The sequence below is a fragment of the Nitratireductor aquibiodomus NL21 = JCM 21793 genome, from assembly GCF_000615975.1.
Lineage (GTDB): Bacteria > Pseudomonadota > Alphaproteobacteria > Rhizobiales > Rhizobiaceae > Nitratireductor > Nitratireductor aquibiodomus.
Genome location: NZ_BAMP01000027.1, coordinates 1 through 26,078 on the forward strand (window position 1 = coordinate 1; position 26,078 = coordinate 26,078).

A 26,078-nucleotide genomic window follows, 5' to 3' on the forward strand; every position below is an offset into this window, starting at 1 on the left:
ATCAATAGGTCCTGACCCTAGAGCACTCCTCAGGCAGAAGCGTTTCTTTCGTCGAAATGACCTGCTAGTGGTAAGCATGCGGGTGGGCGTGCGTGACGCCTGACAGTGCACTTTGAAGGGACGAAGAATGAACGACCGCTATGACGCCTATGCCGCTGCAACCATCGTAACGTTCGGCGCCATTGTGATCGGAGGCCTGATGGCTGCGGCGCTGGCTTTCGGAGAGCGGGATGCGTTCTTTTTTGCGCTCGGAGCAGGCACCTCGGCCTGGGGCGCGGGATATGCCATGTTCCTGGACAGGGCGCGGGTGTTTGTCGGCCTCACCGCGCTCGCCGTGGCGATGTCGATCGCGGCGGCCGTTCTCCTGGGTTTCTGAACCTTCAAACGCAAAAAGGGCAGGATCCCCTGCCCTTTCAACGCGTCAATCTTCGCACGACAATCAGGCGCGTGCGGTTTCGTCACTCACTTTTCCGGTCCAGGCGGTACGGTCGATATCGAGATCCGGGAATTTTTCCGGATCGAGCACCGGTCGCTCGACACCCGCCCTCAACTGCTCCCTGAAGTCTTTCAATATTCTCAGGCATGTGGGCAGAAGCATCATGATGGCGATGAGATTGACCAGCGCCAGAATGCCCATCATCGGATCGGAGAAGAAGAACACCGCGGTGGCGCCGGGCGCCACGGCGCCAAGAAAGACGATCCCCATCACAATCGCGCGCAGGGCGTTGATGGCCAGCGGGTGTTCGCTGATCACCGTCAGCGCGTTCTCACCCAGATAGTAGTTGTAGATGATTGAGCTGAAGGCGAAGAGAAGAAGAATGAAGGTCAGGAAATACTGGGTCCATTCACCCAGATGAGAGACCAGCGACTGCTGGGTCAGAACAACGCCGTCGATGGCTTCGGCGCCTGGCGTGTAGACATCCCCCAATAAGATCACGAACGCCGTACAGCTGCAGATCACGATCGTGTCGATGAAAACCGAGAAGGACTGGGTGATGCCCTGGCTGATCGGGTGGCGGACATCGGCCGTGGCCGCCACATTGGGAGCCGAACCGAGACCGGCTTCATTGGAGAAGAGACCGCGGCGCAGGCCCTGTGCGAGTGCAGCCCCCATGCCGCCGCCAACGGCCTGTTCGAGACCGAACGCATTCATGACGATCGAATAGAGAACACCGGGAAGTTCGGTGATGTTGATGAGAATGATGATGATCGCCATCAGGAGATAGGCGACCGCCATGACGGGAACCACAATGTCTGCTGCTTTGGCGATGCGACGGATGCCGCCGAAGACGATGAAACCGGCGATGACGGTCAGCAGGAGGCCAGACCACATGCGGTCGATGCCGAGGCTCTCCTGCGCCGCCCCGGCGACCGTGTTGCCCTGAAAGGCGTTGAAGCCGATGGCGAACGCCGCGATGAGGCAGATCGCATAAAGCACGGCGAGCCATTTATATTCGGCCCCCAGACCATGAATGATCGACCGGGCCGGGCCGCCGCGAAATGTGCCGTCTGGTTCGCGCCGCTTGTAGAGCTGCGCCAGGGAACATTCCACCAGGCTCGTCGCCATGCCCACCAGCGCAATTGCCCACATCCAGAACACCGCCCCGGGGCCGCCAAGCGTGATGGCCACGGCGACGCCGGCTATGTTGCCGCCGCCGACCCGCCCGCCAACGGAAACGAGGAGAGCCGCACGCGCGGAGATCGCATTGGGGTCTCCGCTTTGATTTTTGGAAGAGAGGACGCGGAACATGCGTCTGAAAAACTGGAGCTGAACGAAACCGGTCAGCGCGGTGATGAAAATACCCAGGACGACAAGGATGGGGATCAGCGACCACCCCCAGGTTAAGTCTCCGATAACGCCAAATAAGTTCTCGATGAAAGTCACTGTCGCACCCTCACTTTTCGCAAATGGACCACTGTCCCCACTGCCCCTCTGTCTCCACCGCCCATGTGCGACAGAATAACCCACAATCAAAAGCAGCACACCAGAAGAAATACACCTTCCGAAGCCGACTGGTTTGGAGGCGATTTCCGCAGGAAGATCCTGTATCGCATCACGCTGAAAGTGCCACAGCGCAAGGAATGCAGGCCACTTAACGCTTTCGTAACGCTCACGGGCGGCAGACGGGGCTACCTCGATTAGCCTACTCGTCCCAACGGCCTGGTTGTGTTATTTCACCTGCACAATTCAGCTTGAAAATCGACCTGATCAAAAATGACGTTCCCTGGGGGGAAAGCATGTCGCTCGCATTTGAGACCTGCGCGCCGGTCGACATTGTCGCCGAGGCGCAGACCTGCCGAGACGCGTTAGAGCCGGCACTGAAACGCATTGTATCGTCCGCCCGGGAGCGCGGCTGGAGCCATCAGCAGGTTCATCTGGCGCTTATGGAAATCGCGATCGCTTCCATAACAACCGAGCAGCTCGATATCGTCACGCTTGCCCGCATGCGCCGCACCGCCTGGTGCGCTACCGTTGCCGCGAGCGACTGACCGGATCTTCATTTCGCCTTTACTGGGACAGCACGGTCGAGGCAACACGTGCCGGACATTTGGGTCGGCACGCCAATCCGTGTATGTCTGTGCGGCAGATGACGATCCCGGAAAGCGCATTGCTGCCGCAAAAACGACCCTGCAGCGTCGATTGCCCGGTGGCGCAGGACGCTCGAAAGCCGCGATCCTCACGCTTGGTGAAAGACATGTAGAAGAACAGGGCCAGATGCTCGACCAACCAGAGAAAACGCCTTTGCAGCAGCGCAAACTGGAAGTGCAGACGCCGGTGCGCTTCGACGCCGGACGGAACGCACGCGCCAAGATCGGCTTCGTCCTCCTGCCGAACGACCAGCTGGTGGAAGAGGACATGGTGCGCATGGCCCCGCCCGGGGTCGGCGTCTATTTCTCCAGAGCACGCATGCCGCATGAAATCTCCACCGCTACGCTTGCCCAACTCACCGGAAGCCTTGCCGAAACCGCCGGGCGCATTCTGCCCGACGACAGGCTCGACGTGGTCTGCCTCGCCTGCACCTCCGGAACCGTGGCTGTCGGCGAGCTTCGCGTCTGCGAGGAACTGAACAGGGGCGCGCCGAATGCCCGCGCCACCTCGCTCATGGGCAGCGTGACCAGGGCGCTGGAGACCCTGCAGGTGCGCCGCATCGCCGTCGGCACGCCCTACGCACACGAACTGACCGACACTGTGGTGGGTTATCTGCAGGATGAAGCCGGTTTCGAAATCACCGCCTATGCGGGGCTTGGTCTTGATTACGACCGCGACATGGTGCGGGTCACGCCCGACTATCTGCTCGAATTCGCCGCCAGCCTCGATACGCCGGAGGCGGAGGCCCTCCTGATAAGCTGCAGCGCTTTGCGGTCACTTGAGATCGTCGAGGCGCTCGAAGAGAAGATCGGCAAGCCGGTCGTCGTGAGCAACCAGGCGATGATGTGGAACTGCCTGCGGCTGGCCGGCATCGAGGATCCGCTTCCAGGCTATGGCGCGCTTTTTCGCCATTTCTGACCACCTGCTGCGGCGGGCGCCGCCTGGAATTCTTAAGACCGGGAAGAAATCGTGATGCAGCGTTTCTCGGCTCGGGGGATTACCCTGCAGACGAAATGCAGCGCGAAGCGATTGACATGCTCCTGGAGTTTCTGAACGCACTGGCCCTCATGATTTCCTTCGTGGTGCTTTCAACCGCGACGGTGGAGTTCCTGTCACGCGTGGTCAGCAACACTTATCTTCGAAGCCAGCCTGCCCCGCCGGTCCGTCTCGCGGTGTGAGCTGAAAAGCTCCATTTTCTCCGCTGTCCGGGTTTTCCATGGATAAACAGAAAACTGGGGACAAACAAAAAATCTCCCCCGACGCAAGTCAGAGAAGATTCCTTGTTCACTCAATCGATGAACGAGAGTGAAGCGCCCCACCCCATTACCCCCAACGGTCGGGACGACTCTCGTTAGCACGCACACAAGTTTCGGAAATTAACACAGGTTAAGTTTGGCAGTTATTGCTGGGGATGGCGTGCCGGTTGTCTGCAAAAGAGCAGGTCATCGAACATCGGCCAGCACGCCGCCGCTGCATCCCGTCACGACAGCCTTTACCAAAGCGATCCCGGATTGTGGGTAAGAAGGCTTGGCAGAGAGCGCAACGAGAGCTTCGGCCACTGGCCGGGTATATTCAGCCGTCCGTATCCGTTCCTCAAATCGTGGTGATGGCCACACAAGTCCCAAGCAGCTATCACTCTATTATGGCAATCCCGGACCGCCTTAAGTTTTTCAAGATGCGATGGAAACGCTGGTTACGGATTATGTCATCGCAGCGATGGCGCTGTCGGATCGCACGCTTCCGCTGAATGATCGCCGAATGGGGCGCGGATGAACAAACCTGATTTCTGGCCGGGAGTGGTAACCTGCTAAGTCAATTTCACTAATTGCGTTCGGATCGATATCCGCCATCGTTTCGCGAAGTCTAAATGGGGCTTGGGCGAGACGGTATGAGAGCATTCATTCTTCTTGCACTTCTGTTTCAACTCGCGCTGACAGCGCCGGTTTCCGCTCTGAACCTGGAAGTGTGCAATTCAGGTGAGGAAACGATCTTCATGCTCATGCGGAATCTTCCTTCAATTCACCATACCGTGCCGTTGGCGGATGGACGGAATTGACGCCGCACAAATGCTGGAAGCGTGAAGCGCCAAAAATGGACAGAATGTCGGTTCTTGCGGCCTACATAGATGGGCAGGGACGCCTCGGCGCCGTGCAATTCAATCCAGATTTCCGGGCGGGCGGGCAGTACTCGTTGTCCCGAGGACCCTATTCTTTCTGCGTTCACCCAAAGGACGGATTCTTCCGAGGACGGGTACGCACCGCCGGTGTTCGCTGTCCGCGCGAAATGGTTCGCGTCAAGTTTCCCTTCTACATTGCAGGACAAAAAGGGCCTGGCGCTGTCGCCACGCTGAAGGTTGCCGTGAAGCAAGGCACACTCCATGAAGACTACGCCGTCATTCCCTGGGAGCCCGAAGAAGCTCCGCCTAACCCGCAGGAAGAGCGCTACGCGAACTCAGGCAAGATAGACCTGCTGCGCGGCCCAAGCGCGCGGCAGATCGAAGCTGCGGAGTATCGGAACCTTCAGCTTCGCATGCAGATCGCGAATGCCCTGATTCTGAAGGATGCAAAGCTGAAGATCCATTCGCTTGACCTGGACAAATGTTTGTCGACCAAGGATGGGCCATTCTATTGCCGATACAAGCTTGACGCCCAGATTGAAGCGTCGAAAAAGATGCGACCGATGGCCCAGCTCCTGAACCTCGGATTTCTGTTCAAAGGCTACTACTGGTCCTCATTCACGGTAAGCCGGGGTCGTTGGGCAATCGTCAAGCAGTATGAAGGCTGCAGGGTTTCGGATGTCGATATCAGGTGCTGGAGCCGCAAATAACTGCAGCAGAACCCGGCGCGTGGAGCGCTGGAAGCTGGAAGCTGGCCAAATCAGCAATCGAGAGGATCAACGTGTCCCGCGCATAGGTCTGATATGGGTCACTTTCGCGTCCAAGTCATTGAAAGCCATACTCTTTGGGAGAGAGCTTGGTGCGGTCGAGAAGACTCGCTGATCGGCTTCAAAGCCCATACTTTTCGGGATTTAGGTGTCCCATGGACCCGATTTTCCTCGCATTGTGAATGAAGGGGTTACAGTCACGGTGCCCCACACTCCAGGCCGTAAATACTTCACAGAAATTGTTGCCTGTGGACACCGGCACCGGACGCATGAAACACAAATAGCTGTTCTCCACTTATGTTCTTTTCGTGCTTCGATCGAACTTTTCAGCCTGAGACATCTTGGAATTTCGATCAATACCTTTGGGCGACCGCTGCCATACATCTTCAGTCCGATAAGTACGCACAAACCTGGCTGAACCAAAGAGTGGCCACGAGCGGACGTTCAGCTCGTCGCCAATCGTTTAAGCATTGTTCCTTCAGCCGATGTTCGGCAAGAATGGCAGGCCAGCGTGCGCCTGAAAGAATGTCCAGAGCGTGAAGGCGAGAAAGAGGGTCGAGAATGCGGTTACCGGCCATGTCTTTTCTTTGCCAAGCACGGTTGAGGAAATCAATCCGAAGGCCGGCACGAAATGCAGCGCGTGCGTAGCAAAAAAATGCGCGACCCTTAGGTCACCTCCATCTCTTACCCACCCCAAAAGTAGCAATCCAGATTCGTCCGTGTTCGACCCGCCGACCCAATGCCCATCCATAATAGTTCCCGCAGCAACAAGAGTGAGCGGCGCAGTCATAGCTAAGCCAAGTATGAGGCTTCTAATGATCGCCGGCGATAATGTCAGTCGCTTGTTGCGAGCGATTTGAAAGGCATAAACCGATGAAGCTGAAACAATTACAATGGCTGCTATCCCCATCACTGTGTAAATTGCGAGCCCAATCAAACTGGAATTGAAATGTGATTCAGTACCGATTGCACCAGCCCCTGCAGTCCAGACCACCTCGGCCAAGGCTGACAACGCAACTGCAATTGACAGGGCCTGTACCAATTGCGGTAGCGAACATCATCGGGAAGAAACCTGGCATAGACGACGAGCGTCAATAAATAGAGCCCGAAGGCGAACTGAAACTTTAATGGCTTGTCCCATACGCTGACGCCAGCGATGGTTCGCGTGTCCATCAATGCAACTACAAACGTAGGCAGCATGGCCAACCAGACCAGCAATCCCGTCATGAAAAAGCGTGGCTCGTACGAAGCGAATTCTCGCCACCATACGGTCAGCTTCGACGACGCGAAGTTTGTATGATGTGTCATTCGGCTGTGCTTTCGAGAGTACCGAGAAGAGGTTAGTCTGCAGCGTAAGCGACGCGCGTGCGGGCAATAACTGCGCAAACGAAGGCAAAACAGGCCAGTGCGGCAGATATTGCGCGAACATGATTCCAAGTGGCCCACCGACCAATCAGATCATTCCAAACTTCTGCCATCCCCTCACTTTGGGAGTTCAGATCGGCCAGCTGTGAGTTGATCGGAACGTGCACTGTCATGGTGACAGCAATAACCCCCAGCGACAGGAGCAAAGCTCCCGCGATTGTCGCCCATGTTGCAGGTGACGCCCACGTTGAAACTGAGCCTATGGCTAAGACAATTGCTAGGGCCGGTGTGCCTAGGAAAATGATAAGAAACAATGGGTTCAGAACAACGACTTCGTTCATCGCTTTCATTGCATCGATAGCCTTACCGGCTTCCACCCAACTGAGGCCATCCACCACATCAGAGAACGCTATTATGTAGCCAGCAACGAGACCCGAGCCTACGGTCGCTACGACGGACAGTGTCAGCCAGGCAATTTCGAAGTTTCTGGGGTTTGCTCTCATGTGGGGAGTCCATCCGATATTCTGACACCTGACCGTCGGGTCGCATCCAGCCACAGGTCGACTTTCATACCACACTCCAAATGTGAATCATCCTCACATTTTCGAAATACGAGCAATCCTCATATTTGTCAACTGGCAGCAATGAGATAACACGATTGTGACAGAAAGCTGCGAGCGGTTGGAGCGAATGCATGTAGCTGCGCGGTAGTTATTAAGGAGCCTGCCGGCGATCGCCCCCTTCGTTATGTGATTCAGTATTAATCGATTTTTATTTTGATAAATCTTTTCGATACTTATCGGCTGTTCTTCTATCCCAGAACCGCTTGCGCTTCCCCTTCCCTCGATCCCGCTTCGGATCGAACGAAATGCCCTCGAATTTAGCTGCGAACAGGTCCGCGTCTTTCTTCTCCGCAAAGCAGAAGACGATGAAGTAGCACCCTCTCGGCCCGACCCATCCGGCGAATACGGTTTGAGTCCTGATATGCAGAGACAGGCCTTTGCAGACGTCGTGAACGGTATCGTAGTTTTCGCCCTACACCCGGCGCGTGGAGCGCTGGAAGCTGGCCAAATCAGCAATCGAGAGGATCAACGTGTCCCGCGCATGGGTCTGACATGGGCCACTTTCGCGTCCAAGTCATTGAAAGCCATACTCTTTAGGAGAGAGCTTGGTGCGGTCGAGAAGACTCGAACTTCCACGGGTTGCCCCACAGCGACCTCAACGCTGCGCGTCTACCAATTCCGCCACGACCGCACGCAGCTGGAGGCCGGTTCGCACCGGCACCGGGCATGTAGCAAATCGGATTTGGGGAAACAAGCGCCCTTCTTCAAAAAGACGAAAAAAATCACCGACAAACCACAGAAGCCACACACTGGACCCGCAGCCGGTTTATCTCCATATGTGACGGGCAGTTTCAGTACCTGATGGGATGATGCGATGAGCGAACGCGGCCAGATCGACACGGAATTCCTGCCGCGCATGGACGGTCCGCCCGTCGAATGGCGAATCGAACCGGGGCTTACCGATTACGAGAAAGCCGTCGCCTTTATGGAAGAGCGTGCCGGCCTCATTCGCGAAGGAAAAGCCGCCGAGATGGTGTGGCTGGTGGAGCACCCGCCGCTCTACACCGCCGGCACCAGCGCAAACAGCGCCGACCTGCTCGAAAATGGCCGCTTCCCGGTCCACAAGACCGGTCGCGGCGGCGAATACACCTATCATGGGCCAGGCCAGCGGGTCGCCTATGTGATGCTCGACCTGAAGACCCGCCGCGAGGATGTGCGCGCCTTCATCGCTGCCCTGGAAGCCTGGATTATCGCCACGCTGGAACGGTTCAACGTCAAGGGGGAGCGGCGTGAGGACCGTGTCGGCGTCTGGGTGGCGCGGCCGGACAAGCCGCCCCTGCCCGGCGGCCTGCCCGCTGAAGACAAGATTGCCGCCATCGGCATTCGCCTGCGGCGCTGGGTCAGCTTTCACGGCATCTCGATCAATGTCGAACCGGATCTGGCTCATTTCGGCGGCATCGTGCCCTGCGGTATAAGCGGCTACGGCGTCACCAGCCTTGTCGATCTCGGCCTGCCGGTGACGATGGAGGATCTCGACCTGGCGCTCAAAGCGGCTTTTGCGGAGGTGTTTGGCCCTGCGGAAAGCCGTTGACGTCCGGGACGGGTCCGACATGAACAGGCGCGGTGCGATCGGCAAATCGCCGGCAGCCGCGCCATTCAAGGCTTGAGAGCGTTTCGACGGTCCGGTCCCGGATGCGGCGGCGCTCTGACGGAGGAGCGCACAATGCGATTATCACATGCCTTTGGGGCGTTTGCCCTTGTTTCCCTGACCATGGCCCAAGGGGCGTTCGCTCAGCAGGCGACGGACGCCCACGCGCCCGAGATCGCCAGCGGGCTGAGCGACAAAACCACGGTTCACGCAAAAGAACAGATGGTCGCGGCGGCCAATCCGCTCGCAGCGGAGGCTGGCCTCGACATCCTGCGCAAGGGCGGAAGTGCGGCCGATGCGCTTGTGGCGGTGCAGACGGTGCTCGGCCTCGTGGAGCCGCAGTCCTCCGGCATCGGCGGCGGGGCGTTTCTCGTCTGGTATGACGCGGCGAGCGGCAAGGTGACGACCTTCGACGGACGTGAGACCGCGCCCGCCGCGGCCACACCGAACCTCTTCCTCAACGAACAGGGCGAGCCGCTCGCCTTTTTCGACGCGGTGGTCGGCGGACGCTCGGTTGGCGCGCCCGGCGTGGTGCGCCTGATGGAAACCGTCCACAAGCGCGCCGGAAAGCTGGAGTGGCAGACGCTTCTCGAACCGGCGATCCGGCTCGCCGAGGGCGGTTTCACCGTCACACCGCGGCTTCATGCACTGATTGAGGGCGACAGGGGACGCCTCGACACGCAACCGGCCACCCGCGCCTATTTCTACGACAGCGACGGCAAGGCGCTGGCGGTCGGGTCTATCCTCAAAAACCCGGACTATGCGGCAACGCTGAAACGAATTGCCGAATACGGTGCCGACGGCTTTTACAAAGGGCCGGTCGCAGAGAAAATCGTGGCGGCGGTGAAAGCGCATCACGGCAATCCGGGTCTTCTGACACTCGACGATCTCGCGGGTTACGAGGTCAAGGAGCGTGATGCCGTGTGCGCACCCTATCGCGGGCTCGAGGTCTGCGGTATGGGGCCACCCTCCTCCGGCGCCCTGACCGTCGGGCAAATTCTCGGCATGGTCGCGACATTCGATCTGGGCAGTCTCGGGCCTGACGATCCGGAGAGCTGGCGCATTATCGGCGATGCAACGCGTCTCGCCTTTGCCGACCGTGGCCGCTACATGGCCGACAGCGATTTCGTCAAAATGCCGAAAGGCCTGCTCGACCATGATTACCTAAAAGCCCGCGCGGCGCTGATCCGACGCCCGACCGCGCTTGGTCCGGACGATGTGACTGCCGGCGACCCGCCATGGGACAGGGCGGAACTGCGCATGGACGGGATGAGCCTTGAACAGCCTTCCACCTCGCATTTCGTGATCGTCGACAGGGATGGCAATATCGCTTCGATGACCACGTCGGTGGAGAGCGCTTTCGGCTCGCGCCAGATGGCGGCGGGTTTCATCCTCAACAACCAGCTCACGGATTTCTCATTTGCGCCCGATGCCGATGGTGAGGCTGTCGCAAACAGGGTTCAGCCCGGCAAGCGGCCCCGCTCCTCCATGTCACCAACCATCGTTCTAAAAGACGGAAAACCGCTTCATGCGCTTGGTTCGCCCGGCGGCAGCAACATCATTCCCTATGTGGCAAACACGATCATCGCGCTGACCGACTGGGACATGAACATGCAGCAGGCGATCGACCTGCCGCATCTGACCAACCGCTTTGGCACCTACACGCTGGAAGCCGGCACCAGAGCCGAGGAGATGCAGAACGACCTCGACGCACTCGGCTTCAAGACGTCCATCGGCGATCTCAACTCCGGCCTGCACGGCATCACCATCACCGCGCAGGGGCTGGAAGGTGGTGCGGACCCGCGGCGCGAAGGCGTGGCCGTGGGAGATTAGGTCGCCATGCGGCGCCAACTCGGCCACCCAAAAGGCGACCCAAACCATTGATGAGGTATCGGGATAACCGGAAACCGGTTTTCCCGTTTCGGTTCAATGCTCCAAGAGCGCTTCGCACCTGAAAAAGCACCGGACAGAGAGGCGGGCCTTCCCGCCTCTTTTTCATTCGGACGATGCCGGCAGCCCTGCATGGCACCGGTAGACGTCAGATTGCGCCGATCACCACGGCGGCCATCATGATGAAGGAGCTGACGGCAACGAGCGAGACGACATCCTGAAAAAGATCGGTCATTTATCCCTCCTGATCACTTTATAATCCCTTTATGTTCTATTTTTGTTCTTGCGTCAAGCAGACCCGACGCGCCCGATGCCGCTCGGGCCGGTCAGGGTTTACGCGGGGTTAATCCAACGGGTTTTCGTTAAAGGTTCGACAGCGGTGCGATGCCGGTTTGTGTTGCGCTGGCGGAGGAGTGGGAGTTAGCCCTTCCAGGGAACGACCTTGCCGCCGTCCAGTGTCACGACCCGATCCATTCGCGCGGCCAGCTCATGGTTGTGGGTGGCGATCAGCGCGGCAAGGCCGGACTGGCGTACCAGCGCCTCGAGCGCATCGAACACATAGCCTGCCGTTCTGGGATCGAGATTGCCGGTCGGCTCGTCAGCAAGCAGCACGCGCGGCGCATTGGCAACCGCGCGGGCGATGGCCACGCGCTGCTGCTCGCCGCCGGAAAGTTCGGCCGGCCGGTGGCTCGCACGGTGGCCGACACGCAGATAGTCGAGCAACTGCCCCGCCCGTTGCTTCGCTTCGGCCGGCGCCATGCCGGTGATCATCTGCGGGATCATGATGTTCTCCTCGGCGGAGAACTCGGGCAGAAGATGATGAAACTGATAAACGAAGCCGATCTCGTTGCGGCGGATCGCCGTGCGCGCGTCATCGGAAAGCCGTCCGCAGGCCCGTCCGGCGATGGTGACCTCGCCCGCGTCCGGCGCCTCGAGAAGGCCGGCGAGGTGAAGCAGCGTCGACTTGCCGGCGCCCGACGGTGCGACTAGCGCCACCATCTCTCCCGGTTTCAGTGAAAACGTGGCATCCTTGAGGATGGTGAGCCTGCCCTCGCCTTCGCGGTAGCTGCGCTCGATGCCCTTGAGTTCGAGAATGGGTGCCGCCATCAGTCATACCTCAGAGCATCGACCGGATCGAGCCGGGAGGCCCGCCAGGCAGGAAAGAGCGTCGCCACGAAGGACAGGACCAGCGCCATGATGATAACGGCCACCGTCTCGCCCGCTTCCATCTTGGCCGGCAACTGGCTCAGGAAATAGAGTTCGGGATCGAAGATCGTGGTGCCCGACAGCCAAGAGAAAAACTGGCGGATCGATTCCACGTTCCAGCAAATGACGACACCGAGGATCACGCCGGCAACGGTGCCGGCAACGCCGATCGCAGCACCGGTCATCAAAAAGATGCGCATGATGGCGCCGCTGGTGGCACCCATGGTGCGCAGAATGGCAATGTCGTGCCCCTTGTCCTTAACCAGCATGACCAGACCGGAAATGATGTTGAGCGCGGCAACAAGCACGATCATGGTCAGGATCATGAACATGACGTTGCGCTCCACTTCGAGCGCGGAGAAGAAGGTGCTGTTGCGCTGGCGCCAGTCGGACAGCAGGATCGGCCGTTGCGCAGCCTCTTCCACCCTGGGGCGCAGGACGTCCACCGCATCGGGATTGTCGACGAAGAGTTCGATCGACTGTACGAGCCCCTCTGCATTGAAATAGAGCTGTGCCTCCTGGAGCGGCATGTAGATGATGGAGGAATCGTATTCCGACATGCCGATCTCGAAGGTCGCAGAGATCGGATAGGTTTTCACGCGCGGGGTTGTCCCAAAGGGGGTGATGTCGCCCTCGGGGGCGACCAGCGTCACGGAATCGCCGACCGTCAGGCCGAGATTCTGCGCCATGCGCGAGCCGACCGCCAGTCCTTCGCCGGCAGCGAAGCCGACCAGCGAGCCGTCCTTGATGTTGTCGGAAACCAGTTCGAGACGGGACAGGTCATCCGCCCGCACACCGCGCACCACGGCGCCCGTACCGGCACCGCTGCGACCGGAAACGAGAACCTGCCCCTGAACCATAGGCAAGGCGAGGCGCACGCCCTCAACGCCCTCAATGCGGCTGGCAACGGCCTCATAATCATCCATCGGCATGTCGATCGGCTGCACGATGAGATGGCCGTTGACCCCCAGAATGCGGGTCAGCAGTTCGGCACGGAAACCGTTCATCACCGCCATCACCACGATCAGCGTTGCAACACCCAGCATGATGCCGATGAAGGAGATCGAGGCGATCACCGAGATCACCGTCTCCTTGCGGCGCGACCGCAGATAACGCCAGGCGATCAGCCGCTCGAAACGGGAGAACGGTCCGGCGCCCAGGGGTTTTCCCGGGGCGCTCTGCGCGGTTTCTCCGCTTGTGGCGGCTTCACTCATGGCTCGACCTCAAAGGCTTTTGCGCAAACAGAAATCGCGGCGCCGCCTCATGCAGCACCCTGAGCAAGGCGGTTGAGCGCATCTTCGACCGACAAGGAGACCCGTTCGCCAGAGGCGCGGTTCTTGAGCTCCACCTCGCCATTGGCGATACCGCGCGGGCCGACCACCAGTTGCCAGGGAAGACCGATCAGGTCCGCAGTAGCAAACTTGCCGCCGGCGCGCTGGTCCGTATCGTCATAGAGCACGTCCCTGCCGCGGCCTGCAGCTTTCCATAAAGCTCTTCGCAGATGCGATCGCAGGCTTCGTCACCCACCTTCATGTTGATCAGGCCCACATCGAACGGCGCGACGCTCTCCGGCCAGATGATGCCGTTCTCGTCATGGCTCGCCTCGATGATGGCCGCCAGAAGGCGGCTCGGGCCAATGCCGTAGGATCCCATAGACACATGATGCTCCTTGCCGTCCGGACCGGTGACGGTCGCGTTCATGGGCTCGGAATACTTGGTCCCAAAGTGGAAAATATGGCCGACCTCGATGCCGCGCGCAGAAACCTTCTCATCGTCGGGAACAGCGTTCCAGGCGACTTCGTCGTGCATCTCTTCGGTCGCCGCATAGGGCGTGGTCCAGGTGGTGACGATGTCGGCGATTTCGGCGTCATCGCTGAAATCGACATCCGCGCCCGGCACCTGAAGTTCAAGGAACTCCTTGCGGCAGAACACTTCGCTCTCGCCGGTGGAAGCGAGAATGATGAACTCGTGGCTCAGATCGCCGCCGATGGGGCCGGTGTCGGCGCGCATAGGGATCGCCTGCAGCCCCATGCGGGCAAATGTGCGCAGATAGGCAACGAACATGCGGTTGTAGGCGGCCTTTGCGCCCTCGAAGTCGAGATCGAAGGAATAGGCGTCCTTCATCAGGAATTCGCGCGAACGCATCACGCCAAAACGCGGGCGCACCTCGTCGCGGAACTTCCACTGGATGTGATAGAGATTGAGCGGCAAATCCTTGTAGGACTTCACGTAGGACCGGAAGATGTCCGTCACCATCTCTTCATTGGTGGGACCGTAGAGCATCTTGCGCTCGTGCCGGTCGGTGATGCGCAGCATCTCCTTACCGTAATCGTCATAGCGCCCGCTCTCCATCCAAAGATCGGCAGACTGGATGGTCGGCATCAGGATTTCCTGCGCCCCTGCCCGGTTCTGCTCCTCGCGGATGATCTGGTTGACCTTGTCGAGAACACGCTTGCCCAACGGCAGCCAGGAAAAGCTTCCGGCGCCCTGCTGGCGGATCATGCCGGCCCGCAGCATCAGACGATGCGAGACGATTTCGGCCTCACGAGGGGTTTCTTTCAGGATCGGCAGAAAGTAGCGCGACAGTCGCATAAACGCATCCATTGAAGCGGCTCGGACGAGCCTGTTCGGAATCAAAGTGACAAATGGTTCAGGGCCGGTGTCTTAACCATTTCGCAATGAATTGAAAAGTCGAAGCCATGCACCGGCCTCCGCTCGCCACACAAAAGGGCGGCTGCACGCGGATTTGATAACAATGCATTTCAAACGCGATTTTCCTCGTGACATTTCGTCTCAACTTGCTCTATGGTGCCCTCCCATAACAAGAGGGTGAAGCTGAAAATTCATCCTCACCACGCGGTCAAAGTCTTGGGAGGATGCGGTCCAGGCGCGGTTACACGCAGCCGCCGACGATGATACGGTAAAGGATCGGACGCGTTGAGTTAGCAAGGCCTCTTGGCCTTGCATTTTTTTTGGGCCAAGCCCATTCCCCGATGTCTTCAGGAGATGCCCGCGCCGCGCCGAAGCGGTTGTCGCATGAGGGCCGCAGATTGCGTCAGTCGAAACGCGGAATGACCCTTGGAATATCGTCGAACGAATAACCAAGACCCCGTGTCACAAGGATCAGGAGACCGCAGATCACCACGGCGATGATCGTGGTGCGGATCAGGGCGCGCAGCATGTGCGGCCCGCGCGGCGCGCTTTCGGTGGTGCCAAGCGTCACCTCACCGTCTTCTTCCTGCGTGCGCAGACCGAACGGCAGTGCGATGAAGAGCACCGTCCACCAGACGATGAAGAAAACGGCCAAAAGAGAAATCCAGCTCATCAGAACCTCAGACCTGTTCGAGTTCCACGAGAGTGCCGGCGAAATCCTTTGGATGAAGGAAGAGGACCGGCTTTCCATGGGCGCCGGTCTTCGGCTCTCCGTCTCCGAGGATGCGCGCACCATCCGCCTTCAATCGGTCGCGCGCGGCAATGATATCGGCCACCTCGTAGCATATGTGATGCATGCCGCCGTCCGGGTTTTTCGAGAGAAAGCCGGCAATCGGCGATCCCTCGCCAAGCGGCTCCAGCAGCTCGACCTTGGTGTTATCGAGCTCTACGAAAACCACGGTAACACCATGCTCGGGCAGAGCCTGCGGGCGAGAGACGCGGGCGCCCAGCGTATCGCGGTATAGAGCAGACGCTCTTTCAAGGTCCGGCACGGCGATCGCCACGTGATTGAGCTTTCCGAGCATCGGCCTGCCTCTCCTGCAATGCGCCGGGGTCTTTCCACCCCGCCCCTGCTTATTGCGTGACGAATACGGTCACAATGGGCTTTTTGCCCCATGCGGCATTTGCCGCATTGCGCACGGCACGCCGGACCGATTCCGACACCAGGTCGAGATCCTTGCGGCGGTTGCGCGGAATGCTGCGCACGGCGCCGGATGCTGCGTCCAGCATAATGTCCTCGAGCAGTTCCCCCTGTGCATCGCGCTCGGCAACGCCGATGGAGACGATGTCGGGGTCGCCATCGAGATTGAAACGATCATCAAGCACGACGTTGAGCGCGACATGGCCCGCATAGGAAAGCTTGCGGCGATCGCGGATGCCCATCTCTTCATCGTCGCCCAGAAGCCGGCCATCCTTGAAGAAACGGCCATTCTGGACTTCGCCGATGATTTCGGCCGGCCCGGGAGCAAGGCGCAGCATGTCGCCATTGCGCACCTGCGTGACCTCTGGAATGCCTTCCATCGCTCCCAGCGAGCCCTGCGCCACCAGATGCGCGGCCTCGCCATGCACCGGCACGAGGATCTGCGGACGCACCCAGGAATACATGCGCTTCAATTCGCTGCGGCGGGGGTGGCCGGAAACGTGAACCAGCGCGTCGTCATCCTCGATGATCTCGATGCCCATCTCGATCAGACGGTTCTTGGTTTCCAGAACCGCTTTTTCATTGCCGGGGATGAGGCGCGAGGAATAGACGACCGTGTCGCCTGCCGTCAGCGCGACATTGCGCATCTCGTCGCGGGCGAGTTTGGCGAGTGCGGCGCGGCTTTCTCCCTGACTTCCGGTACAAAGCACCACGACCTTGTCGCGCGGGACGTGCTGGAACTCGTCCTCGTCCAGATAGTCCGGCAGCCCGTCGAGATAGCCGAGTTCCGTCGCCACATCGATGACGCGCTTCATGGAGCGACCGAGCACGAGAAGCTGGCGACCGGCATCGCGCGCTGCTTCCGCAATGGAGCGAATGCGGCCCACATTGGAGGAGAAGGTGGTGACGACGACACGGCCTGACGCCGCCTCGATCACTTCCTTCAGCCCCTCGCCAACGGCCTGTTCGGTGGGCGATTCGCCTTCGCGCATGGCGTTGGTGGAATCGCAGACCAGCGCCAGAACGCCTTCATCGCCGATCGCGCGGAAGCGTGCCTCGTCGGTCTTGGGGCCGATGGCGGGAGCCGGGTCGATCTTCCAGTCGCCCGTATGCACCACCCTGCCGAGCGGGGTCGTGATGGCGAGCGAAACCGGCTCGGGAATGGAGTGCGCGACGGCAACGGCCTCGATGCTGAACGGACCGACCTCGAAGGTTTCGCCGGCCCTGAATATCTTCACCGGCACATCGGGTGCGCCGGATTCGGACTGGCGCTTGGCTTCCAGAAGCCCGGCGGCAAAAGGCGTCATCCAGACATCAGTCTTGAGCAGCGGCCAGAGATCGAGCACCGCGCCGTAGTGATCTTCATGCGCGTGGGTGATGACGATGCCGCGCAGCCGGTCGACCTCACCGCGAATGAAGCTGATGTCGGGCAGAACCAGATCAACGCCCGGAAGCTCCGGCCCCGGAAAGGTGACGCCGCAATCGACAACGATCCATTCGCGTTTGCCGGCGGGCCCAAAACCATAGAGGCCAAAATTCATGCCGATCTCGCCGACACCGCCAAGCGGGCAGAAAACCAGCTCGGCATTCTTCAGATCGCCGCTCTTGGCCGGCTTCTTTGTGCTGGAACGCGCCATGGGTCCCCTTCTCTTAATCTGCCTGCGCAGAAGCAACCGCGCCAAAATGCACGTCGCCTGCTGCAATTCTCAACAATGAACCGTCCGCTTCGCGGATAACGAAGCGACAGGCCTCGTCGATGGTTTCGAATGTGCCGCGCGCCACGCGGCCGTCGACACGGATGGACACCTGAGTGCCAAGCCCCGCCGCCCGCTTCAGCCAGCGGCTGCGAATGGCATCGAGCCCGCGCCCGCCATTCCAAAGGCGACTGTTATCGACCCAGGCGTCCGAAAGCGCAAGGAACAGCTCGCCCGCATCTCCGCCAAAGCCCAGCGCCTTGAGCGAGGTTGCCGGATAAGGTGTGTTGTCTGGATGGGAAACGACATTGACGCCGATACCAACCGCAATGGCAAAGCGGCCATCTGGAAGAATGGCCGATTCCAGCAGAATGCCGGAAAGCTTCGCCCCGTCGGCCAGAACGTCGTTCGGCCATTTGAGCGCAAAGCGCCCGCCCGGCATGTCGCCGCCATCGGCAGCAACCGCAATGCGCTTTTCCGGCACCACTGCCAGAAGCGCATCGGAGAGGGCGAGCCCGGCAACAAAGCCGAGCGTGGCCGCCGTCGCCGGCTCGAAATGACCGACATTCAGGAGCGTTGCCGCAAGATTGCCGGGCGGTGTCGCCCATTCACGGCCGCGACGCCCTCGCCCACTCTCCTGCCTGGAGGCGACAACCCAGAGATTGCCCGGGTCGCCGGCGCGCGCATGATCGAGCGCCAGCGCATTGGTGGAGCCGACGCTCTCATGGGCTTCCAGCCGATAACCGGCCGTTTCCGCCGACGGCGCCAGACGAAAGGCCATGACCTAGAAGAAGGTCTTTGCGGCGGCCTCGGCAAAGCGCCCGACAGGGCCGCCGATCAAAACGTAGAGCAGCACAAAGGCGCCCGACAGGAGCATGACGAAGCGTAGTTCGCCCGCCATGGGCTGGAAGCCGCCCGCCGATTCGTCGAACCACATGATCTTGATGACGCGCAGATAATAGAACGCGCCGACCACGGAGCTGACCACACCGATCACTGCAAGCGCATAGAGCTTGGCGTCGATGGCCGCGAGGAACACGTACCATTTTCCCCAGAAGCCCGCGAGCGGCGGAATGCCTGCCAGCGAGAACATGAGAATGGTCATGATCGTCGCCATCATCGGATTGGTCGACGAGAGGCCCGCCAGATCGTCGATCTGCTCGACATTCGCGTCATTGCGGCGCATGGCCAGGATGACGGCAAACGTGCCGAGCGTCATGGCCAGATAGATCAGCATGTAGATCGCCACGCCCTTGACGCCGGCCTCGGAATTCGCGGCAAGCCCGACAAGCGCATAGCCCACATGACCGATGGAGGAATAGGCCATGAGGCGCTTGATGTTGCGCTGGCCAATGGCCGCAAACGCGCCAAGAATCATGGAGGCAATCGCCACGAACACGATGATCTGCTGCCAGTCGCTGGCAATCGGTTCGAACGCCCCCATGGTGACACGCACCAGAAGCGCCATGGCAGCCATTTTGGGTGCGGCGGCGAAGAAGGCGGTGACCGGCGTGGGAGCGCCTTCATAGACGTCCGGCGTCCACATGTGGAAGGGAACAGCGGAAATCTTGAAAGCGAGCCCCGCCAGCACGAAGACGAGACCGAAGACGAGACCGAGCTGACGCTCCGCACCCGTGAGCGTTGCGGCGATGACGTCGAAGCCGGTGTTGCCGGTGTAGCCGTAGACCAGCGAAATGCCGTAAAGCATCATGCCCGAAGAGAGCGCGCCCAGAACGAAGTATTTCAGGCCCGCCTCGGTAGAGCGTGCGCTGTCGCGGTTGATGGCGGCAACGACGTAGAGTGCGAGCGACTGCAGCTCGAGGCCAAGATAGAGCGCGATCATGTCATTGGCCGAGATCATCAGCATCATGCCGAGTGTGGCCAGCATGATGAGAACCGGGAACTCGAACTTGTCGAATTTCTCCGCCTTTGCAAAACCGACCGACATGACGAGCGTCACAACGGAGCCGACCAGCGTCAGGATCTTCATGAAGCGGGCGAACGCATCGCTTACGAAGGCACCGCCGAAGGCGCGGCCATCGGCCGGGAAGATCACCATCAGCGCAATCACGGCGACCAGAAGCGCGACCGCAAGGCCGGTGACGGTGGAATTGGCACGGGGGCCGGAAAAGACACCGACCATCAGGAGCGCCATAGCGCCCACCGCCAGGATCAGCTCCGGCGTTGCAAGGATCAGGCTTATCGTCAGATCAGGCGTCATTCGCTTTCAATCCGTTTACTGCGCGGCAGCCGTTGCCGCTTCCCGTGCCATGTCGGCCGACAGGGAGACATTGTTCACAAGTGCTTCGACCGAAACCGCCGTCGCATCGAGGATCGGTGCCGGGTAGACACCGAAGAAGATGACCAGCACCACAAGCGGGTAGAGGATCAGCTTCTCGCGTGCGGAGAGGTCGAGCATGCCCTTCAGGCTTTCCTTGGTCAGCGAGCCGAACACAACCCGGCGATAGAGCCAGAGCGCATAACCCGCCGACAGGATGACGCCGGTGGTGGCAAAGAGCGCAACCCAGGTGTTGACCTTGAACACCGACAGAAGCGTCAGGAACTCGCCGACGAAGCCGCTGGTGCCCGGCAGGCCCACATTCGCCATGGTGAAGATCATGAACACGGTGGCGTATTTGGGCATGTTGTTGACCAGGCCGCCATAGGCCGCGATCTCGCGTGTGTGCATGCGGTCATAGATGACGCCGACACACAGGAAGAGCGCGCCCGAGACGAGGCCGTGCGAGAGCATCTGGAAGATCGCGCCCTGCACGCCCTGCTCGTTGATGGCGAAAATACCCATGGTGACGAAGCCCATATGGGCGACCGACGAATAGGCGATCAGCTTCTTGATATCCTCCTGCATCAGCGCCACCAGCGAGGTGTAGATGATGGCGATGACCGACAGGGTGAAGACCAACGGCGCCAGGTCGATGGAGGCGACCGGGAACATGGGCAGCGAGAAGCGCAGGAAGCCATAGCCGCCCATCTTCAACAGGATGCCCGCAAGGATGACCGAGCCTGCCGTAGGCGCTTCAACGTGCGCGTCGGGCAGCCAGGTGTGGACCGGCCACATGGGCATCTTGACCGCGAAGGAGGCGAAGAAGGCCACCCATAGCCAGTATTGCATGCCCTCGGGGAAGACGTGGGTCAGAAGCGTCGGGATATCCGTCGTCCCGGCCTGCCAGTACATCGCCATCATGGCGAGCAGCATCAGCACCGAGCCGAGCAGCGTGTAGAGGAAGAACTTGAAGCTCGCATAGACGCGCCGCTTGCCACCCCAGACACCGATGATGATGAACATCGGAATGAGGCCTGCCTCGAAGAAGACATAGAAGAGCACGATGTCGAGCGCGCAGAACACGCCGATCATGAGCGTTTCCAGGATCAGAAACGCGATCATGTATTCCTTGACGCGGTGCTCCACCGCCTCCCAGCTTGCCAGAACGCATAGCGGCATGAGGAAGGTTGTCAGGATGACGAACAGCATGGAAATGCCGTCGACACCCATGTGATAGGAAATGCCGGAGCCCAGCCATTCCTGCTTTTCCACCATCTGGAACCCGGGGGTCGACGCATCGAAGCCGATCCAGATGAAGAGCGACAGGACGAAGGTAAAAACCGTCGTAAGAAGCGCGACATTGCGAATGTTGCGGCGCGCACCGGCACCGTCCTCCCGGATCAGGAGGATGAGAAGCGCACCCACCAGCGGCAGGAAGGTGACCGTGGAAAGAATTGGCCAGTCGGTCATGGCTTAGAACGTGCCTCCGAGCATCATCCAGGTAACGAGGGCAGCAACGCCGATGAGCATGGCGAAGGCGTAGTGATAGAGATAGCCGCTCTGCAGCTTGACGATCCGGTTGGTCACATCGACCACACGGGCCGAAATGCCATCCGGGCCGAGACCGTCGATGACCATGCCGTCGCCCTTCTTCCAGAGGAAGTGGCCGAGGCGCTTGGCCGGACGGACGAACAGGAAGTCATAGAGCTCGTCGAAATACCACTTGTTGAGCAGGAAGGCGTAAAGCCCGCTGAACTGCCTGGCCAACTGCTTGGGACGCTCGGGCGAACGGATGTAGTAAACCCAGGCGACATAGAGGCCGAGAAGCATGGCGACGAAAGGAGCAAGCTTCACCCAGACGGGCACGTGGTGGAACTCTTCCAGCATGTGGTTGTCCGGCAGCGTGAAGAGCGCACCCTTCCAGAAATGCTCATACTCGTGGCCAACGAAGAACTCCTTGAAGGCAACGCCGGCGAAGAGTGCGCCAACGGCCAGGATGAAAAGCGGCACGAGCATGACCAGCGGCGATTCATGCACATGGTGCATCACATCGGCGGAAGCGCGCGGCTTGCCGTGGAAGGTCATGAAGATCAGACGCCAGGAGTAGAAGCTGGTGAAGACGGCCGCCACGGTGAGCAGGATGAATGAGAACGTCGCGAAATAGTTCTCCGCCGCGAAGGCACCTTCAATGATGGCGTCCTTGGAAAAGAAGCCTGCCGTACCGATGACCGTCAGCGGAATGCCCACGCCGGTCAGCGCGATCGTGCCTATGATCATCATCCAATAGGTCTGCGGTATCAGCTTCCTGAGACCGCCCATCTTGCGCATGTCCTGTTCGTCGGAGACGGCATGGATGACCGAACCGGACCCAAGGAACAGAAGCGCCTTGAAGAAGGCGTGCGTAAAGAGGTGGAAGATGGCCGCGCTGTAAAAGCCGGTGCCCAGCGCGACGAACATATAGCCGAGCTGCGAACAGGTCGAATAGGCGATCACGCGCTTGATGTCGTTCTGCACCAGACCGACGGTCGCGGCAAAGAAAGCCGTGAACGCGCCGACGAAGGTCACGACCGTGAGAGCCGTGTGCGACAGCTCGAAGATCGGCGACAGGCGCGCGACCATGAAGACACCTGCCGTCACCATGGTGGCGGCGTGGATGAGTGCGGAAACCGGGGTCGGGCCTTCCATGGCGTCGGGCAGCCAGGTGTGCAGCGGCACCTGTGCCGACTTGCCCATGGCGCCCATGAACAGAAGAAGACAGATCGCCGTCAGCGCGCCGCCCTTGTCGAGCGCGTAGCCGAGGAAGGTGAGCACGGGCTCGCCGGCCTCTGCGCCTTCAGCCGGAAGATAGGTCGCGGCGTTGGCGAAGATGGTGCTGAAGTTCACCGAACCGAACAGCATGTAGACGCCGAAAATACCGAGCAGGAAGCCGAAATCGCCCACGCGGTTGACAACGAACGCCTTGATGGCCGCGGCATTGGCGGACGGCTTCTTGAACCAGAAGCCGATCAGCAGATAGGAGGCCAGACCCACGCCTTCCCAGCCGAAGAACATCTGGATCAGGTTGTCGGAGGTCACCAGCATGAGCATGGCGAAGGTGAACAGCGACAGATAGGCAAAGAAGCGCGGCCGATGCGGGTCATGGTGCATGTAGCCGATCGAATAGATGTGAACCAGCGCCGAAACCGTGTTGACCACGATTAGCATGACGGCAGTCAGCGTGTCGACGCGGATCGCCCAGCTCACATCCAGATTGCCCGAGGTGATGAAGGCCAGAAGCGGCACGGTGAATGCCTCGCCGCTGCCCATGGCCATCGTGAAGAAGGCCACCCAGGACAAAAGCGCGGCAATGACCATGAAGCCGCTGGTGATCAGCTCGGATCCCTTCGCGCCGATAGAGCGGCCGAACAGCCCGGCGATCAGAAAGCCGATAAGCGGGAGAAATACGATCGCTTGATACATGGCCGTATGCTCAGCCCTTCATCATGTTGATGTCTTCGACGGCGATGGTGCCGCGATTGCGGAAGAAGACGACGAGAATGGCAAGTCCGATCGCGGCTTCCGCCGCCGCGACGGTGAGAACGAAAAGCGCGAAAACCTGGCCAACCAGATCTCCAAGAACGGAGGAGAAGGCGACGAAGTTCAGGTTGACCGCAAGCAGGATGAGCTCGACCGACATCAGGATGATGATGACGTTCTTCCGGTTCAGGAAGATGCCGAACACGCCAAGCGTGAACAGGATGGCCGAGACGGTCAGATAGTGTGCGATGCCGATTTCCAGCATGATCAGAGGCCCTCGCCCGTTTCGACTTTCTTGATTTCAATCGCCGTTTCAGGCGTGCGCGCCACCTGGACAGAGATGTTCTGCCGCTTGACGTTTTCCTTGTGGCGCAGTGTCAGCACAATGGCGCCGATCATGGCCACCAACAGCACCATGCCGGCGATCTGGAAGAAATGGATGTAATCGGTGTAGAGAATGTCGCCGAGCGCTGCCGTGTTGTGGCGCACAGCGATCGGCGGCGTGGGCTGGGCAACCTCGCCCGAAAGCTCCGGCGCGAAGGCGTAACCGCCGAGAACGATGATCAGCTCCGCGGCCAGGATGATGCCCACCAGCGCACCGACCGGCGCGTACTGCAGCGCGCCGCGCTTCAGCTCCGCGAAGTCCACATCCAGCATCATGACGACGAACAGGAACAGCACGGCAACCGCGCCGACATAGACGACCAGCATGATGAAGGCCAGAAACTCGGCGCCCGTCAGAAGGAAGAGACCGGCCGAGTTGAAGAACGCGACGATCAGATAGAGCACCGAATGCACGGGATTGCGCGCGGAAATGACCATAAAGGCCGCCGCCACGGTTAGGAAGGCGAACAGATAAAAGAAAATCGCCTCAAGTCCTGTCAGCATGGTTCCCTCGGTACCTAGCCTGCCGAAGCAGAGCGCTCCGACTTTTCAAGAAACCCGGCACGCCGGGCATTCACTATGCTTCGTTTAGACGGGCGCCCCGCCCCCGTCCACGGGTCAAACCGTCACCGGTATGGCGCATCCAGCGCGATGTTGCGCGCCAGTTCCCGCTCCCACCGGTCGCCGTTGGCGAGCAGCTTGTCCTTGTCGTAGTAAAGCTCTTCGCGCGTTTCCGTCGCGAACTCGAAGTTCGGCCCTTCGACAATGGCGTCAACCGGGCAGGCCTCCTGGCAGAAGCCGCAATAGATGCACTTCACCATGTCGATGTCGTAGCGCACCGTGCGGCGCGTGCCGTCATTGCGGCGGGGACCCGCTCGATGGTGATGGCCTGGGCCGGGCAGATCGCCTCGCACAGCTTGCAGGCGATGCAGCGCTCCTCGCCATTGGGATAGCGGCGCAATGCATGCTCGCCGCGGAAGCGCGGGCTGACCGGGCCTTTTTCATGCGGGTAGTTCAGCGTGTATTTCGGCGCAAAGAACTGCCGCATGGACAGGATGACAGCCCCGACGAACTCTTTGAGAAGCAGCGATTTGGCTGCCTGTGCAAGCGCACTCATCGATTTTCTCCGAAGCGTGTTTCAGGGATGAAAACAGTCATCGTCATGCCATCCCCGTGATTTTCAGGAAGGCCGCGGTGGCAACGACCATGAAGAGCGACAGCGGCAGGAACACCTTCCAGCCAAGGCGCATCAACTGATCGTAGCGGTAGCGCGGCACGAAAGCCTTGACCAGCGCGAACATGAAGAAGACCATGCACATCTTCAACACGAACCAGATGACGCCCGGCACCCAGGTGAAAGGTGCAAAGTCGAGCGGCGGCAGCCAGCCACCCAGGAACAGGATGGTAGTGAGCGCGCACATCAGGACGATTGCCACATACTCGCCGAGGAAGAAGAGCAGGAACGGCGTCGAGGAATACTCGATCATGTGACCGGCCACGAGCTCGGATTCGGCCTCCACCAGATCGAAGGGCGGGCGGTTCGTCTCGGCAAGCGCCGAGATGAAGAACACGATGAACATGGGGAACAGCGCCAGCCAGTTCCAGTCGAGGAACGTGTTCGGCAGGCCGAGCATGGTCCCAAGACCGTCGCCCTGCGCGAGCACGATGTCTGTCAGGTTGAGCGAGCCGACCGTGAGCAGGACGGTGACGATCACGAAGCCGATGGAGACTTCATAGGAGACCATCTGTGCCGCCGAACGCAGCGCACCGAGGAACGGATATTTCGAGTTGGACGCCCAGCCGCCCATGATCACGCCGTAGACTTCCAGCGACGCGATGGCGAAGACGTAGAGAATGCCGATGTTCACATTGGCAATCGCCCAGCCTTCATTGACCGGGATCACCGCCCATGCGGCAATCGCCAGAACCGAGGCAACGACTGGTGCCAGAAGGAACACGCCCTTGTTGGCGCCGGACGGGATCACCGGCTCCTTGAAGACGAACTTGAAGAGGTCGGCAAACGCCTGGAACAGGCCCCACGGGCCGACCACGTTGGGACCACGGCGACGCTGCACGGCAGCCAGATCTTGCGGTCGGCATAAAGAATATAGGCGACGAAGATCAGGAGGATGACGATCATCGCCACCGACTGCAGAAGAATCAGAAGCCCCGGAAGGACGTAGGTTGAAAAGAAGGTATCCATTC

21 protein-coding genes, 1 tRNA gene and 3 pseudogenes are annotated in these 26,078 nt (G+C 60.0%); 7 read left to right on the plus strand and 18 right to left on the minus strand.

All coding sequences use genetic code 11. The features are described 5' to 3' along the window. Window positions 1-127 precede the first annotated feature (127 nt). Window positions 128-376 carry a hypothetical protein gene (locus JCM21793_RS09690; RefSeq protein ID WP_007007879.1) on the plus strand — a complete coding sequence of 83 codons (249 nt, stop codon included), beginning with the start codon at window positions 128-130 and terminating at the stop codon, window positions 374-376. 63 nt (window positions 377-439) lie between these two features. On the opposite strand, the gene JCM21793_RS09695 is transcribed toward JCM21793_RS09690, so the two are convergent. Then, a complete protein-coding gene (locus JCM21793_RS09695; RefSeq protein ID WP_007007880.1) occupies window positions 440-1,885 on the minus strand; it encodes an alanine/glycine:cation symporter family protein in 1,446 nt (481 codons plus the stop codon). Between the two features lie 353 nt (window positions 1,886-2,238). On the opposite strand from JCM21793_RS09695, the gene JCM21793_RS09700 reads away from it, so the two are divergent. The 4 genes from JCM21793_RS09700 to JCM21793_RS09725 all read left to right on the plus strand — a co-directional run bounded on the left by JCM21793_RS09700 (window position 2,239) and on the right by JCM21793_RS09725 (window position 5,416). Then, window positions 2,239-2,490: a hypothetical protein gene (locus JCM21793_RS09700; RefSeq protein ID WP_143038406.1), complete on the plus strand. Its 252-nt coding sequence runs from the start codon at window positions 2,239-2,241 to the stop codon at window positions 2,488-2,490. Between the two features lie 79 nt (window positions 2,491-2,569). After that, complete coding sequence (locus JCM21793_RS25115; RefSeq protein WP_025030240.1) at window positions 2,570-3,508, plus strand: maleate cis-trans isomerase family protein; 939 nt, start codon at window positions 2,570-2,572, stop codon at window positions 3,506-3,508. A gap of 95 nt (window positions 3,509-3,603) precedes the next feature. Next, a complete protein-coding gene (locus tag JCM21793_RS29190; RefSeq protein WP_155983410.1) occupies window positions 3,604-3,768 on the plus strand; it encodes a hypothetical protein in 165 nt (54 codons plus the stop codon). A gap of 874 nt (window positions 3,769-4,642) precedes the next feature. Continuing rightward, a complete protein-coding gene (locus JCM21793_RS09725; RefSeq protein ID WP_155983411.1) occupies window positions 4,643-5,416 on the plus strand; it encodes a hypothetical protein in 774 nt (257 codons plus the stop codon). Window positions 5,417-5,951: 535 nt separating this feature from the next. Here JCM21793_RS09725 and JCM21793_RS29195 read toward each other — a convergent pair. The 3 genes from JCM21793_RS29195 to JCM21793_RS09745 all read right to left on the minus strand — a co-directional run bounded on the left by JCM21793_RS29195 (window position 5,952) and on the right by JCM21793_RS09745 (window position 8,092). Then, on the minus strand, window positions 5,952-6,476 hold the full coding sequence (locus tag JCM21793_RS29195; protein WP_210164478.1) for a hypothetical protein: 525 nt from the start codon (window positions 6,474-6,476) through the stop codon (window positions 5,952-5,954). A gap of 337 nt (window positions 6,477-6,813) precedes the next feature. Then, window positions 6,814-7,341: an anthrone oxygenase family protein gene (locus tag JCM21793_RS09740; protein WP_051556153.1), complete on the minus strand. Its 528-nt coding sequence runs from the start codon at window positions 7,339-7,341 to the stop codon at window positions 6,814-6,816. A 666-nt stretch (window positions 7,342-8,007) separates the two neighbouring features. Further along, window positions 8,008-8,092, minus strand: a tRNA-Leu gene (locus JCM21793_RS09745). 183 nt (window positions 8,093-8,275) lie between these two features. On the opposite strand from JCM21793_RS09745, the gene lipB reads away from it, so the two are divergent. After that, window positions 8,276-8,992, plus strand: coding sequence for a lipoyl(octanoyl) transferase LipB (lipB, locus tag JCM21793_RS09750; RefSeq protein ID WP_025030244.1), 717 nt, complete (start codon window positions 8,276-8,278; stop codon window positions 8,990-8,992). 132 nt (window positions 8,993-9,124) lie between these two features. Continuing rightward, window positions 9,125-10,882, plus strand: coding sequence for a gamma-glutamyltransferase (ggt, locus tag JCM21793_RS09755; RefSeq protein WP_025030245.1), 1,758 nt, complete (start codon window positions 9,125-9,127; stop codon window positions 10,880-10,882). 477 nt (window positions 10,883-11,359) lie between these two features. Here the strand turns inward: ggt and JCM21793_RS09765 are convergent, their stop codons facing one another. From JCM21793_RS09765 to nuoH, 14 genes and pseudogenes are all read right to left on the minus strand, one after another. Next, the gene (locus JCM21793_RS09765) at window positions 11,360-12,046 is read right to left on the minus strand and encodes an ABC transporter ATP-binding protein (protein ID WP_025030246.1); all 687 of its coding nucleotides are present in this window, start codon (window positions 12,044-12,046) and stop codon (window positions 11,360-11,362) included. Next, window positions 12,046-13,359, minus strand: coding sequence for a lipoprotein-releasing ABC transporter permease subunit (locus tag JCM21793_RS09770; RefSeq protein ID WP_025030247.1), 1,314 nt, complete (start codon window positions 13,357-13,359; stop codon window positions 12,046-12,048). Before JCM21793_RS09770 ends, JCM21793_RS09765 begins: the two co-directional genes overlap by 1 nt. Window positions 13,360-13,406: 47 nt before the next feature. Continuing rightward, a pseudogene (gene proS, locus JCM21793_RS25120) lies at window positions 13,407-14,737 on the minus strand (proline--tRNA ligase). Between the two features lie 463 nt (window positions 14,738-15,200). Then, on the minus strand, window positions 15,201-15,470 hold the full coding sequence (locus JCM21793_RS09780; RefSeq protein ID WP_007007888.1) for a DUF1467 family protein: 270 nt from the start codon (window positions 15,468-15,470) through the stop codon (window positions 15,201-15,203). A 7-nt stretch (window positions 15,471-15,477) separates the two neighbouring features. Beyond that, on the minus strand, window positions 15,478-15,882 hold the full coding sequence (mce, locus tag JCM21793_RS09785) for a methylmalonyl-CoA epimerase (protein WP_007007889.1): 405 nt from the start codon (window positions 15,880-15,882) through the stop codon (window positions 15,478-15,480). Window positions 15,883-15,931: 49 nt separating this feature from the next. Continuing rightward, window positions 15,932-17,635, minus strand: coding sequence for a ribonuclease J (locus tag JCM21793_RS09790; protein WP_025030248.1), 1,704 nt, complete (start codon window positions 17,633-17,635; stop codon window positions 15,932-15,934). Between the two features lie 13 nt (window positions 17,636-17,648). Further along, a complete protein-coding gene (locus JCM21793_RS09795) occupies window positions 17,649-18,473 on the minus strand; it encodes a biotin--[acetyl-CoA-carboxylase] ligase (RefSeq protein WP_025030249.1) in 825 nt (274 codons plus the stop codon). A 3-nt stretch (window positions 18,474-18,476) separates the two neighbouring features. After that, window positions 18,477-19,913, minus strand: a complete 1,437-nt coding sequence (gene nuoN / locus JCM21793_RS09800; protein WP_007007892.1) for an NADH-quinone oxidoreductase subunit NuoN — start codon at window positions 19,911-19,913, stop codon at window positions 18,477-18,479. 15 nt (window positions 19,914-19,928) lie between these two features. Further along, window positions 19,929-21,443: an NADH-quinone oxidoreductase subunit M gene (locus JCM21793_RS09805; RefSeq protein ID WP_007007893.1), complete on the minus strand. Its 1,515-nt coding sequence runs from the start codon at window positions 21,441-21,443 to the stop codon at window positions 19,929-19,931. Window positions 21,444-21,446: 3 nt separating this feature from the next. Next, window positions 21,447-23,432, minus strand: a complete 1,986-nt coding sequence (gene nuoL / locus JCM21793_RS09810; protein WP_007007894.1) for an NADH-quinone oxidoreductase subunit L — start codon at window positions 23,430-23,432, stop codon at window positions 21,447-21,449. Window positions 23,433-23,442: 10 nt separating this feature from the next. Further along, complete coding sequence (gene nuoK / locus JCM21793_RS09815; RefSeq protein WP_025030250.1) at window positions 23,443-23,751, minus strand: NADH-quinone oxidoreductase subunit NuoK; 309 nt, start codon at window positions 23,749-23,751, stop codon at window positions 23,443-23,445. A gap of 5 nt (window positions 23,752-23,756) precedes the next feature. After that, a complete protein-coding gene (locus tag JCM21793_RS09820) occupies window positions 23,757-24,377 on the minus strand; it encodes an NADH-quinone oxidoreductase subunit J (RefSeq protein WP_025030251.1) in 621 nt (206 codons plus the stop codon). Window positions 24,378-24,499: 122 nt separating this feature from the next. Next, window positions 24,500-24,990: pseudogene (gene nuoI / locus JCM21793_RS25125) on the minus strand (NADH-quinone oxidoreductase subunit NuoI). Window positions 24,991-25,033: 43 nt separating this feature from the next. After that, window positions 25,034-26,076, minus strand: a pseudogene (gene nuoH, locus JCM21793_RS25130) (NADH-quinone oxidoreductase subunit NuoH). Window positions 26,077-26,078: the final 2 nt, after the last annotated feature.